This is a genomic window from uncultured Eudoraea sp., assembly GCF_947258925.1.
Taxonomy (GTDB): domain Bacteria; phylum Bacteroidota; class Bacteroidia; order Flavobacteriales; family Flavobacteriaceae; genus Eudoraea.
In genome coordinates this window covers 18,402-30,812 of record NZ_CAMYKG010000015.1, presented here as the reverse complement: position 1 = coordinate 30,812, position 12,411 = coordinate 18,402, and the positions used below count along the sequence as shown (strand labels likewise).

The 12,411-nt window shown below is 37.9% G+C and carries 15 protein-coding genes and 1 other RNA gene; 7 read left to right on the top strand and 9 right to left on the bottom strand.

The window, feature by feature from the left end; genetic code table 11:
- Positions 1–557, bottom strand: a 557-nt coding sequence (gene dnaX / locus Q0X77_RS06985; RefSeq protein ID WP_297795089.1) for a DNA polymerase III subunit gamma/tau, incomplete at its 3' end; no start/stop codon positions are given.
- 270 nt (positions 558–827) lie between these two features.
- Between dnaX and rnpB the strand changes: the two genes are divergently transcribed.
- An RNA gene (gene rnpB, locus Q0X77_RS06980) (RNase P RNA component class A) lies at positions 828–1,145 on the top strand.
- Positions 1,146–1,197: 52 nt separating this feature from the next.
- On the opposite strand, the gene rsmD is transcribed toward rnpB, so the two are convergent.
- Genes rsmD through Q0X77_RS06965 form a run of 3 tightly spaced genes read right to left on the bottom strand, consistent with a single transcriptional unit; the run spans position 1,198 to position 3,198 of the window.
- Positions 1,198–1,749: a 16S rRNA (guanine(966)-N(2))-methyltransferase RsmD gene (rsmD, locus tag Q0X77_RS06975; protein ID WP_297795086.1), complete on the bottom strand. Its 552-nt coding sequence runs from the start codon at positions 1,747–1,749 to the stop codon at positions 1,198–1,200.
- A complete protein-coding gene (locus tag Q0X77_RS06970; protein ID WP_297795083.1) occupies positions 1,749–2,570 on the bottom strand; it encodes a DUF3822 family protein in 822 nt (273 codons plus the stop codon). The genes rsmD and Q0X77_RS06970 overlap by 1 nt, the downstream gene beginning before the upstream one ends.
- Entirely contained in the window at positions 2,548–3,198 is a 651-nt protein-coding gene (locus Q0X77_RS06965; protein ID WP_297795080.1) for a hypothetical protein, read from the bottom strand. The genes Q0X77_RS06970 and Q0X77_RS06965 overlap by 23 nt, the downstream gene beginning before the upstream one ends.
- Before the next feature lie 104 nt (positions 3,199–3,302).
- Here Q0X77_RS06965 and Q0X77_RS06960 point away from each other — a divergent pair, with 104 nt between their 5' ends.
- The 6 genes from Q0X77_RS06960 to Q0X77_RS06935 all read left to right on the top strand — a co-directional run bounded on the left by Q0X77_RS06960 (position 3,303) and on the right by Q0X77_RS06935 (position 8,548).
- Positions 3,303–4,736, top strand: coding sequence for an ATP-binding domain-containing protein (locus tag Q0X77_RS06960; protein WP_297795077.1), 1,434 nt, complete (start codon positions 3,303–3,305; stop codon positions 4,734–4,736).
- 33 nt (positions 4,737–4,769) lie between these two features.
- Positions 4,770–5,339: a DUF4126 domain-containing protein gene (locus tag Q0X77_RS06955; RefSeq protein WP_297795075.1), complete on the top strand. Its 570-nt coding sequence runs from the start codon at positions 4,770–4,772 to the stop codon at positions 5,337–5,339.
- Between the two features lie 32 nt (positions 5,340–5,371).
- The gene (gene kdsB / locus Q0X77_RS06950; protein WP_297795228.1) at positions 5,372–6,085 is read left to right on the top strand and encodes a 3-deoxy-manno-octulosonate cytidylyltransferase; all 714 of its coding nucleotides are present in this window, start codon (positions 5,372–5,374) and stop codon (positions 6,083–6,085) included.
- The gene (locus Q0X77_RS06945) at positions 6,076–6,777 is read left to right on the top strand and encodes an HAD family hydrolase (protein ID WP_297795072.1); all 702 of its coding nucleotides are present in this window, start codon (positions 6,076–6,078) and stop codon (positions 6,775–6,777) included. Before kdsB ends, Q0X77_RS06945 begins: the two co-directional genes overlap by 10 nt.
- 4 nt (positions 6,778–6,781) lie before the next feature.
- On the top strand, positions 6,782–7,909 hold the full coding sequence (locus tag Q0X77_RS06940) for an iron-containing alcohol dehydrogenase family protein (RefSeq protein ID WP_297795069.1): 1,128 nt from the start codon (positions 6,782–6,784) through the stop codon (positions 7,907–7,909).
- A 102-nt stretch (positions 7,910–8,011) separates the two neighbouring features.
- Positions 8,012–8,548 (top strand): 1-acyl-sn-glycerol-3-phosphate acyltransferase, encoded by a 537-nt coding sequence (locus Q0X77_RS06935; protein WP_297795066.1) that lies wholly within the window; start codon positions 8,012–8,014, stop codon positions 8,546–8,548.
- Here Q0X77_RS06935 and Q0X77_RS06930 read toward each other — a convergent pair.
- From Q0X77_RS06930 to gcvT, 5 genes are all read right to left on the bottom strand, one after another.
- The gene (locus Q0X77_RS06930; RefSeq protein WP_297795064.1) at positions 8,545–9,030 is read right to left on the bottom strand and encodes a hypothetical protein; all 486 of its coding nucleotides are present in this window, start codon (positions 9,028–9,030) and stop codon (positions 8,545–8,547) included. The genes Q0X77_RS06935 and Q0X77_RS06930 overlap by 4 nt on opposite strands.
- Positions 9,031–9,295: 265 nt before the next feature.
- Positions 9,296–10,006: a YebC/PmpR family DNA-binding transcriptional regulator gene (locus tag Q0X77_RS06925; RefSeq protein ID WP_297795061.1), complete on the bottom strand. Its 711-nt coding sequence runs from the start codon at positions 10,004–10,006 to the stop codon at positions 9,296–9,298.
- Positions 10,007–10,087: 81 nt separating this feature from the next.
- The gene (locus Q0X77_RS06920; protein WP_297795058.1) at positions 10,088–10,372 is read right to left on the bottom strand and encodes a 4a-hydroxytetrahydrobiopterin dehydratase; all 285 of its coding nucleotides are present in this window, start codon (positions 10,370–10,372) and stop codon (positions 10,088–10,090) included.
- A 67-nt stretch (positions 10,373–10,439) separates the two neighbouring features.
- Positions 10,440–11,267 (bottom strand): sugar nucleotide-binding protein, encoded by an 828-nt coding sequence (locus Q0X77_RS06915; RefSeq protein WP_297795055.1) that lies wholly within the window; start codon positions 11,265–11,267, stop codon positions 10,440–10,442.
- A 19-nt stretch (positions 11,268–11,286) separates the two neighbouring features.
- A complete protein-coding gene (gene gcvT, locus Q0X77_RS06910) occupies positions 11,287–12,375 on the bottom strand; it encodes a glycine cleavage system aminomethyltransferase GcvT (protein WP_297795052.1) in 1,089 nt (362 codons plus the stop codon).
- Between the last annotated feature and the right edge of the window lie 36 nt (positions 12,376–12,411).

Sequence of the window (12,411 nt, the reverse complement as noted above, 5' to 3'; positions counted from 1 at the left end):
AGATGGCTTTGTTGCTCAGCAATATATTTCAGGTATTGGGCTGCATCTTTGATAGTAATGCGCTTGAAATCAAATATCTGACACCTCGATAAAATAGTTGGTATTATTTTGTGTTTTTCGGTGGTTGCCAAAATGAATATGGCATGTTTAGGGGGTTCTTCAAGGGTCTTTAAAAAAGCATTGAACGCAGACTGAGATAGCATATGCACCTCATCAATGATATATACCTTATATTTCCCAACCTGGGGAGGTATGCGTACCTGGTCTATTAAGCTCCTTATATCATCAACAGAATTATTGGAGGCTGCATCCAGTTCAAAGATATTGAATGCAAAATCCTCATCCTCCTGTTCCGTGCCGTCCTGGTTAATTTGTTTGGCTAATATCCTTGCACAAGTAGTCTTACCTACTCCCCTGGGCCCACAGAATAATAGTGCCTGAGCGAGATGGTTGTTTTCTATAGCGTTCAGCAGCGTATTCGTAATAGCTTCCTGACCCACAACATCTTTGAAGGTCTTGGGCCTGTATTTTCTTGCTGATACAATAAAAGGTTCCAAATAATTCAGGTTTAATCGCCTTTCCTAAGGCTGCTTCAGTGCAATATACAAATATAAAAATAGCGGTTTATTAAAGCATTTAATTTAGACATAGATGCCCAGTTTTTATCAACAATCGTATGATATAAATACTACTAATCGCATAACAAAAGAGGATAGAAATTTAGACTGAGAATGCTTACCACTCTAAAGACTTTCAAGCCAATATATTAGGGTTAGAAAAAGCAGCTGTTTTTTTTTTGGTGCCCCGGAGATGTCGTATCTTTGTTTTAAACAGGTCCCTTATCGCGCTAACTTTTTGGTTAGTGAGGAAAGTCCGGACACCATAGTGCAGCATAGCGGGTAACGCCCGTCTCTTTGGCTTCAGGCCGAAGAAGGACAAGTGCAACAGAAAGCAAGTACAGGTAATGCTGTAGTGAAATCAGGTAAACTCTATGCGGTGAAACGTCATGTATATCAGCGTTTAAGGGCTGCACGTCCAAGCTGAAGGGTAGGCGGTTAGAACTTTTGGGTAACCTTAAGTCCAGATAAATGATAAGGAGGTCTCCTTGAGGCCTTACAGAATCCGGCTTATGACCTGCTTTTTAAAAAATTCCCTTACGCTTCAATGTTTATTTTAGCATTAGAGCGAGGGGATTTTTTATTTTTTGGTCTTAGATAGTTCAAAAAAACTAAAAACACTCCCTCCATATTTCTTCATATGGCTAAAGTTCTTTAGCCCCGTCAAGTCGGTATGCTTTGAATGCTCAATAATCAGTAAACCATTTTCATTTAATAAGCGCCTTTCAAAAATGATCCCGGCAATTCCGGAGCAGTCATCAGAGGAAAAGCTATAAGGTGGATCAACAAAGATGATATCAAAATTGATATTAATTTTTTCAAGAAATTTAAAGACGTCACTTTTTATTACAGAAATATTGAAGTCAAGTTCATTAGCCATTTTAGCAATAAACTTTATACATCTAAAATCCTTGTCGACAGCTGTAATGTCCTGGGACCCTCTTGAGGCAAATTCAAAACTAATATTCCCGGTTCCCGCGAATAGATCCAAAACAACTAAATCCTCAAAATAGTAAGTGTTATTTAGAATATTAAATAAGGCTTCCTTTGCCATATCTGTTGTGGGCCTTACCGGCAACCCCTTGGGGGCACTAATGCGTCTACCTTTATGTTTCCCTGAAATAATGCGCATTAGAGTGCGTTTAGTACGGTAAAATCAACCGTTTCTTTCTCTATATCTTCGGTGGAATAGATGTCGCTAGGAGGAATAAATAATGAAATATGCTGCACAAATTCATAGCAAATATTATACAATTCATCACCCATATCAACTGCGCCAAAAAGTCTTAATTTAATGGTCTCAGTATTCAATTTTAATTGTTCCAGGGTAAAAAGCAGATAATAGATAAAATCTTCTTTCGTGCTAAAATGGAAATTATTAAAGAACAATAATTGCTTTTGCTTAAGTACAATAATATCCATTTGTTTGTCGGCCACATGTACATAACAAATGGGTTCCTTGCCATTGCTGTAAGAATTCAGCAGTGATTGCACCATCACCGTTCCATGATGCATGAATTCAAATTCCCCGAATAAGTCAAAGATATAATTGTTTATATTCACAAAAGGGATATAAACATTAACCAGATCATAGCTTTCTATCTCGTCATATTCAACAAGGTCATTGGCCAGTATTTTAACATTAAACTTTAAATAGTTGGCAAGTTCTGCCTTATCAAATAAAGGTTTTGGGACAAGGCTAAAAAGGTTATTTCTATGAACAACAACGACTTCGGAGAAGGAATAATCTTCTACCTGTGATTCCCGGACCAGCTGTTTTAACTCTTTTTGTATCTCGTAAGGGCTGAGTTCTTTTCCAAAGTGGCGTTGTTTGAATAGTGCTACCTTTCGGGCTATGGAATCCACGATACAAAAAGAAAGTCCATTCAAGCTAACCTGAATGGACAATTTGTGATAATGCTCTATATCGTTATTGATCTCCTTTTTTGTCATAAATAGGGGGCCAGTTACCATTGGTACTCACATCTGTAAGCGAGCCAACTCTAATTTCTGGTCCGTTTACTTCTTCAACACTTATTTGTGCGTTTTCCCTGGTCAATAGATCTTTTGGTTGGTCATATAAGATTACATCTTTTTTAACCTTCGCTTCAAAAACCGGAGCCTTATAGCCACCCTTATCAACAATATCAGATTTCATTTCAAATGTTTCTCCACCTTGAGCGTAAGGAACGTTCATCATGCTTTTGTAGCGATCATCTCCTTTAAACAAAGAATCCCTTACGGATACAAATCCTAAAGTGTCAATAATAGTTACTTCACGCAATAGGTCAATTCCATAAACCTTATCGAACTCCATGTATGAAGAATCTCTCTGCTGGGTAATCGTATATTTGCCTGTATCTACAAAAGCGATAAGACTTTTAAAGTCATTTGCAAATTTTCCGTTAACTGTCCGGAAAGCTTCCTGGGAATTCCTGATATCCTTTAAATTAGAAATAACTTTAGAAAATCGTTCTTCTTTTACTTTTTTGAACTCAATAGGTCCTGTTACGGATCTATAAATTAGGTATCCAAGTCCTATGCAAATTATCCAAAGTACTATCTGAAGTATGGTTCTCATTATTTACTGGTATTAATTATCTTTAAGTGGTCTTCACAAATCTACAATTTTTTTTTATTCGTAAAAGGTTTTAGCGTAAAAATCCTCTTTATATTTGAAGGCTTATGAAATTGCTTACAGCGCCTTCATTTTACAAACTGCTTAAGGATAACTTTCCTCATGCACCCACGCCAAAACAGGAAGTGGCTCTGCAAAAGCTGGCGCATTTTGTATTATCCGATAAAAAACACGAGGTATTTTTATTGAAAGGTTTTGCAGGTACGGGTAAAACGACGATAGTTGGGGATATCGTTTCAAATTTATGGAAGACAACAATGAAGGCGGTTCTGCTAGCGCCTACAGGTAGGGCTGCCAAGGTGATGGGTAATTATTCAAAAAGTCAGGCTTTTACCATTCACAGGAAGATTTACTTTCCTAAAAAGGAAAGCGGTGGAGGTATTAAATTTGTGCTGGCGCCAAATAAATACCGGGATACAATTTTTATAGTTGATGAAGCCTCCATGATTCCGGATACGATTTCAGATTCCAAATTATTTGGTAATGGCTCCTTATTGGACGACCTGTTAATGTATGTGTATTCCGGACATAATTGCAAATTGATTTTAATAGGCGATACCGCTCAGCTACCTCCGGTTCATCTACAATTAAGTCCCGCCCTGGATAGTGAAAAACTGGCTTTTAACTATAATAAGGAAGTTACAACTCTGGAATTAGATGAAGTTGTCAGACAGGCAGAAGACTCGGGAATATTATTCAACGCTACCAATTTAAGGGAACAGTTGCAAACTGGTTACTTCGATGAATTTAAATTTGATGTCCGGCCTTTTAATGATATTATAAGATTAATTGACGGTTATGAAATTCAGGAGGCAATTGACAATTCATACCGGGAAAATGGTAAAGAAGAGACTGTCTTAATTGTACGTTCAAACAAAAGGGCGAATTTGTACAATGAGAACATAAGAACCAGGATTTTATACCTCGAAAATGAATTGGCTACAGGTGATTATATGATGGTGGTAAAGAACAATTACTTTTGGTTAAAACCTAATTCAGAAGCCGGATTTATTGCAAATGGTGATATTATTGAAATATTGGAAATTTTTGGTCTTAAGGAACTATATGGATTTAAATTTGCGGAGGTTAAGGTTAAAATGGTTGATTATCCCAACCAAAGACCATTTGAAACAGTATTATTATTAGATACTATAAGGGCAGATACACCGTCATTATCATATGAAGAAGGCAATAGGTTATATCAGGAAGTGCAAAAAGACTATGCCCATGAAAAATCAAAATACAAACGATTTTTAGGAGTTAAAAACAATAAATACTTCAATGCCTTACAGGTGAAATTTTCATATGCAATAACCTGCCATAAATCGCAAGGAGGTCAATGGAATACGGTATTTGTTGAACAACCCTATCTACCTAAAGGGGTAGATCGGGAATATTTGCGATGGCTATATACTGCCGTCACCAGAGCTAAAGAAAAATTATACCTGATAGGGTTTAAGAGTGATTTTTTTGTTGGTTAGGAATAACCTAAATTAGTGCAACTTTATGTTATCATGACATCAGAAACCATAATAAGTATATTTCTGGGAATTGGACTTGCCGCATCAGTAGGGTTTCGGGTATTTTTACCCCTTTTTGCGCTAAGTCTTGCCTCCTATTTTGGTGTTTGGGATTTAAATCAAAACTGGGAATGGATTGGCAGTATGGCAGCGATAATTGTACTCGGTGTTGCCACGGTTATTGAATTGTTAGCCTATTTTATACCCTGGGTTGATAATTTACTGGATAGTATGGCTATACCTCTTGCCGCTATTGCGGGTACAGCGGTAATGGTTTCAACAGTTGCCAATTTGGATCCTGTTGTAACCTGGTCCCTGGCTATTATAGCCGGTGGAGGAACAGCTACTGCAATTAAAGGCGCTTCCGCTGCCGGAAGAGTCGTTTCTTCAACAACTACGGCCGGTGTCGCAAACCCGGTGATTTCAGCAGTGGAAACCGGAACATCTCTGGTCATTACCATCGCTTCTATTTTTGTACCTATACTTGCAGTTGTTTTGGTAATATTTATCCTGATATTTATCTTTTCCATATATCGAAAAATTAGACCGAGAATTAAAAATTAACAGATTGAAATTTTATGACTAAAATTATAGCCATGATACCCGCCAGATATGCTGCTTCCCGATTTCCCGGGAAATTAATGCAGGATTTAAGCGGTAAACCTGTAATTGTCAGGACGTATGAGGTAGCCATAAAGACCGGATTATTTGATGAAGTATACGTTGTAACAGACAGCAATATCATTTTTGATACTATCATAAAAGAAGGTGGGAAGGCTATTATGAGTATTGAAGATCATGAATGCGGAAGCGATAGGATCGCGGAGGCAGTTAGTGATATGGAAGTAGATATTGTTGTGAATATTCAGGGTGATGAACCCTTTACTGACAAAGAAAGTCTTGCCGACCTCCTGAAAGAGTTTGAAAATGATCCGAAGGAAGAAATAGATTTGGCTTCGCTGATGACGAAAATTACCGATTCAGAGGAAATAAATAACCCAAATATTGTGAAGGTAATTGTAGATAACAGGAATTTTGCACTATATTTTTCCAGGTCTGCGATCCCTTATCTGAGGACCACAGATATGGAAATAAGCTATTTTAAACATAAAGGGGTTTACGCGTTCAGAAAAAGGGCGCTTATGGACTTTAGGCGCTTACCTATGTTGACACTTGAAGCTGCGGAAAAAATTGAGGCTATACGCTATTTGGAGTATGGAAAGAAAATTAAAATGGTTAAAAGTGATGTTAGTGGAATTGAAATAGATACACCTGAAGATCTTGAAAAAGCCAAAGAGGCATGGAATTAGACTTTAGCAATATAAAAGTTTTAGGGTTCGATGCGGATGATACCCTATGGGTAAATGAAACGTATTTTAGGGAAGCGGAAGAAAAGTTTGCTACCCTTCTTGAAAATTTTGAAACCAAGAATAAGATAGATCAGGAGCTATTCAAAATGGAAATGGACAACCTGGAATTATACGGATATGGGATAAAAGGATTTATGCTTTCTATGATTGAATCTGCCATGGAATTGTCTAATAACACGATTTCTTCGGAGACAATTACAGAAATTCTGAAACTTGGAAAGGAAATGATAACCAAACCTGTCGAACTTCTTGAAGGTGTTGAGGAAGTGTTGGGTAAACTGGCAGATAAATATCGTTTGATTGTTCTCACTAAAGGCGATCTTCTTGATCAGGAACGTAAATTAGAACGATCGGGCCTTATAAAATATTTTCATCATGTAGAGGTGTTGAGCGATAAAAAAGAAGCTAATTACAAGCATTTGCTTGACCATCTTGAAATCAACACAAACGAATTTCTAATGATTGGGAATTCCCTTAAATCTGACGTACTACCTATTTTAAATATTGGGGCGAGGGCTGTACATGTCCCATTTCATACTACCTGGGCACATGAGCAGGTGGATTTGGAGGAACAGTTTAATAACCACCTTACAATAAATACCTTATCGGATATATTAAAATACCTGAAATAAACCCATGGAAGAAAAGAAAGAATTACAATTAGAAAAGAGCAGCAAGAAAACAAAAGGTCCTTATAGGAATTTTCCAATGGTACCCCGTGTAGTTTTCGGACATGGCAGTTTTGACCAGCTTGGAGAAATATTAATGCCGAGAAGAAACAGCGACGAAGCACCCGCCATTTATCTGGTAGATGATGTCTTTACAGATTCAGCCTTGATAGAAAGAATTCCTATGCATGGCAAGGATAAGATTATTCTCATTTCGGCAGATAAAGAGCCAAAAACAGAGCAAGTAGATAATTTGGTTACTACCATAAAGGAAGAATATAAAGAATTGCCTTCGGCAATAGTGGGTATTGGAGGAGGTACTTTGCTTGATTTGGCTAAAGCCGTTGCCATCATGTTAAATAATGATGGTTCTTCCGCACTTTATCAAGGCTGGGATTTGGTGCACAACCCTGCCGTGTATCATGTGGGGATCCCCACCATAAGCGGTACGGGTGCAGAGGTGTCGAGAACTACAGTTTTACTTGGTCCGGAGAAGAAGCTTGGGATTAATTCAGACTACACACCCTTTGATCAGGTAATTCTTGATCCCGAACTGCTTCAGGGCGTACCCAAAGAGCAATGGTTCTATACCGGGATGGACTGCTATATTCATTGTGTGGAATCTCTGACTGGAACGTACCTGAACGCATTTAGTGAGAGTTACGGTGAAAAAGCGCTGGAACTTTGTGAAGAAGTCTTTTTAGGTGATATCTCCGATGCAGAAGCCCGGGATAAGCTAATGATGGCTTCGTGGCACGGTGGCATGAGTATTGCCTATTCTCAGGTTGGTGTTGCACATGCAATGAGTTACGGACTTTCATATTTACTTGGAACCAGACATGGTATAGGTAATTGTCTTGTTTTTCAATATTTGGAAGAGTTTTATCCCGAAGGAGTAGTTGTTTTCAATAAGATGATGAAAAAGCATGGAATTCAACTGCCTAAGGGAATCTGTGCAAATTTAACTGATGACCAGTTTAATACAATGATCAAAGTTTCATTGGGGATGGTACCCCTTTGGGAAAATGCCTTAGGAAAGGACTGGGCCAAAGTTATTACTCCGGAAAAATTAAAATCCATTTACGAGAAAATATAACTCCTGAAGAAGTTTAAATAGTCGGGAATTGCCGTATTAAGTCTATTAGGCCTTAATAGACCAATAAACTTGGTGGTTTAAAATATTAGAGTTCAAACATTTATGCATAAACTTTCTAAATTTATTTTTTTCAAAATTCTCAAGTGGCAATTAAAAGGGGATTTTCCGGATGTGGATAAATGCGTAGTAATTGTTGCCCCACATACCAGTTGGGTGGATTTCTTTTTGGGTTTAGTGGTCAGAAAGGTAATCAATGAAGAAGTAAATTTTATTGGAAAGGAGAGCCTGTTTAAGCCGCCTTTTGGGTGGTATTTCAGATGGATGGGAGGTGCACCTATAGATCGAAGCGGAAACCAGAATAAAGTGGCGGCTATTGCCAAAATTTTTAAGGAACGAGATAAATTTCGTCTGGCTTTGGCACCGGAGGGTACACGTAAAAAAGTGTCTCAATGGAAAACCGGATTCTATTATATCGCTAAAACGGCTAAAGTTCCAATTGTGATGGTTGCTTTCGATTTTGGCAAAAAACAAGTCAAGGTTTCAGAACCTCGATATCCTACAGAGGATATGGAAGCTGACCTAAAAACATACAGGGAATTTTATAAAGGGGTGGTTGGGAAAATCCCGGAGTACACCTAAACCCTTATAAAGGTAAAGCTAATGCTTGCAGTTTCAAAAGTACCATCGTTGTCAAAATCATACTCACCGGAATCAAAGCCTCCATTGAGCGTGAATGTAGTGGCATTAAGTGTTGCCCCATAGGTATCCCAATCTCCGGGATAATTAGCCCATTCAATAGCGAAATAATATTGTCCTTCAAATTCCTCCCAGAACATTTCGCCGCTTGTTGTATAAGCTGGTCTGTCTGGTGGATCAATGGTTAAAGTGAAATTTCCGCTGCTTTGGACGGTCATTGTTGCAGATCCTCCAATTTCTATGATATTTACAAACAAATTACCGTCACTAAAAGTCGCGGAGGTGGCTTCCCAATTCCCCGCTAATTCGTTAATTTCAAATGGACCTCCTACTTTTACCAAAGGTTCCGGGTCATCATCTGAACAGGAAAATAATACAAATGCAAATAAGGGGACGAAAAAAAATATGTTGCTTAGTGTTTTCATAATAATGGATTTAAAGTGTTATCAAAAATAAAATGCCGGGAAGGTTAATCTGAGGTAATACGTTCAATTTTAACCTCAACCGATTATAAAACTAATAAGGGGGATAATGAAATGAAATGATCTGCATCATACAGGAAAAAATATAGGGCATGGGAAGGAAAGGAGTTCCTCGCTAATTTTAAAGAGCGGTTTAGAAAAAGCCGAATACGCATCCGGAAGTAATATAAAGGCTTGGCTCAAGTGATTAAAAGACAGAGAATAAAATTTATTCCTTCATGGTATGGTAAACGTTTTGTACATCATCATCCTCTTCAATTTTTTCCAGGAGCTTTTCAACATCTTCTACTTCTTCAGATGTGAGTTCCTTAGTGATTTGGGGGATTCTTTCAAATCCTGAAGAGAGAATTTCAATATTTCGGGATTCCAATTCCTTTTGGATGGCTCCAAAGCTCTCAAAAGGGGCATAAATCAAAATGCCATCGTCATCAACAAAGACCTCTTCGGCACCAAAATCGATCATATCTAGCTCAATTTCTTCAGGATCTATTCCTTCTGAATTGATGCGAAAATTGCAGGTATGGTCAAACATAAACTCAACAGACCCGGAAGTGCCTAAGCTGCCATTGCACTTATTGAAATAACTACGGATGTTTGCCACGGTCCTCGTATTGTTGTCGGTTGCCGTTTCAATTAAAATAGCGATTCCATGGGGTGCGTAACCTTCGAATAAAACTTCTTTAAAATCGCCCTGGGACTTGTCAGACGCCCTTTTTATTGCCCTTTCAATATTGTCTTTGGGCATATTTACGGACTTCGCATTCTGAATTACAGCTCTTAACCTGGAATTAGTATCCGGATCGGGTCCGCCTTCCTTAACAGCCATAACAATGTCTTTGCCAATTCGCGTAAAAGCTTTGGACATGGCTGACCATCGCTTCATTTTTCGCGCTTTCCTAAATTCAAATGCTCTTCCCATAAATAAATAAGCTAATTCCCGGAAGCAAATTTAACAATTTTAAATGGTGGAACAAGAGCAGGCAGGACCAGTCAAAAATAATTAGCCATTCACTATTTTTTCAATACTTTCTGCAAGTTTAAAATCCTTGTCGGTTATACCGCCTGCGTCATGCGTATTCAATCGAATATTGAGAGAGCTATAAACATTCGACCAATCCGGATGGTGGTTTTGTTGCTCGCATTCAAATGCAATCCGTGTCATAATTGAAAAAGCATCCTTGAAGTTTTTAAACTTATAAATACGTTCAATGGAGCCGTCTTTATATTCCCAACCATTGAGATTTTTCAGCCTTTTAGTTACTTCATCCTCACTTAGTTTTTCCATAAGTTTCATTTTTTTAAAGTTAGAAAAAATCGAATTGTGAATTTAAAAATAGCAGATTTCTTATAGATCATCCAATAACATGGTGATCAATAATCTGCTGGTAACTAATTTGAAGATTTTTCGGAAGTTTATTATGCTTTGGCAAGACCGCCAAATACCGCTCTTCATTCGTTGTAAACACTCTCTTAAAAATGGGATTGAAACTTCCTATCCTGTCCAATATTTCTTTAATAAAGTCTTCATGGTGAACAAGGTCATAACTGCCAAGATGAAAAATTCCGCTTTGATCCCGGTTAATGAGATAATGAATTTGCTGCGTAAGGATATCATCATTGGTTACATTGATTATTAGATTTGGAAAGACCTCTATAGGTTCATTATTCCAGATAAATCTCTTCATTTCTTTAACCCGGGGAGAAGAATTCCCAAAAACCATGGGTATTCGCAAGATGCCCATTTTGGATTTTGGTAATCTTAGCAACATGTTTTCAATTTTTATTTTTAACCTCCCGTAGACACTTTCAGACAAGGTTTTATCGTGTTCATAGGATGGATATTTACTGTATGCGTCAAAAACATTGGCTGAGGATAGAAAAAATAGTTTACAATCATTAGTGGCCAGGTATTCAACAATATGCTGATGAGCCTGAATTTGAGCGCTAAAATTACCTCTTAAGGCAGAAACTATGACCTGCGGACGAATTTTCTCCAAAAGCTGGTAGATATCATCTTCCTGCATATCATATCTGAAAAACTGTTGATTGTCCTCAAAACTATTTCTGGCGGAATAATACGTGGCGTAAGTATCAAAATAATTGCAAAGTTCCTTATAAATGGCATTGCCAATAAAACCGCTTCCACCTAATATAAGAATTTTTTTTCCTCCTTCTTTCACCCTTATTTCCTCTTCGTATCTATTTTACTTTGTAAAATGGCAGTTTTACTACAGTCGCCCGGACAGAATTCTTTCGTATTTGAATATGAATCTTGCTGCCAGGTTCAGCGAATACAGACGGCACGTACCCCATTCCAATTCCTTTATTCAATGAAGGCGACATGGTTCCTGAAGTGACAACACCTATTTTTTTACCATTCCCATCTACGATGTCATATCCTTGTCTTGGTATGCCACGTTCTTCTAACCCGAAGGCAATTAATTTTTGCTTTGGGGGATGCTCCTTTTCTTTGGCCAATGCCTCACTGTTTACAAAATCTTTGCTGAATTTTGTTATCCAACCCAGCCCGGCTTCGAACGGAGAAGTATTTTCATCAATATCGTTCCCATATAAACAATAGCCCATCTCCAATCTAAGGGTGTCTCTTGCAGCAAGTCCAATGGGTTTAATACCAAATTCCGCACCGGCTTCAAGAACCTTATCCCAAATTTGTTTTACTTCCTCGTTCTTACAATAAATTTCAAACCCACCCGAACCGGTGTATCCGGTTGCTGAAATAATAACATGATCTATACCGGCAAAATCACTAACCACAAAATTATAGAACTTAATTTCCGAAAGATCAGTCGATGCCAGGGACTGCATAGCTTCTATTGCTTTGGGTCCCTGAATGGCCAATAAGGAGTAATCTTCCGATATATTCCTGATTTTGGCACCTATAGCCTTATTGTATTTTGAAATATGATCCCAGTCCTTTTGAATATTAGAGGCATTTACAACCAGAAGGTATAGTTCATCTTTTATTCTGTAAACAATGAGGTCATCAACAATCCCCCCGGATTCATTTGGGATGTAGCTGTATTGTGCTTTTCCAATAGTTAACTTCGAAGCGTCATTGGATGTCACTTTCTGAATTAATGTAAGCGCGTCAGGTCCCTCAACTAAAAATTCTCCCATATGAGAAACATCGAATACCCCTACAGCATTTCGCACAGTTTCATGTTCGATATTCACACCTTCGTAGGATACAGGCATCAAATAACCTGCAAAAGGAACCATTTTGGCTCCTAATGATTCGTGAGTTTTAGTAAGAGCTGTGTTCTTCATAAGACGTCTATTCTAGCTGCGCAAATTTATAGAAAA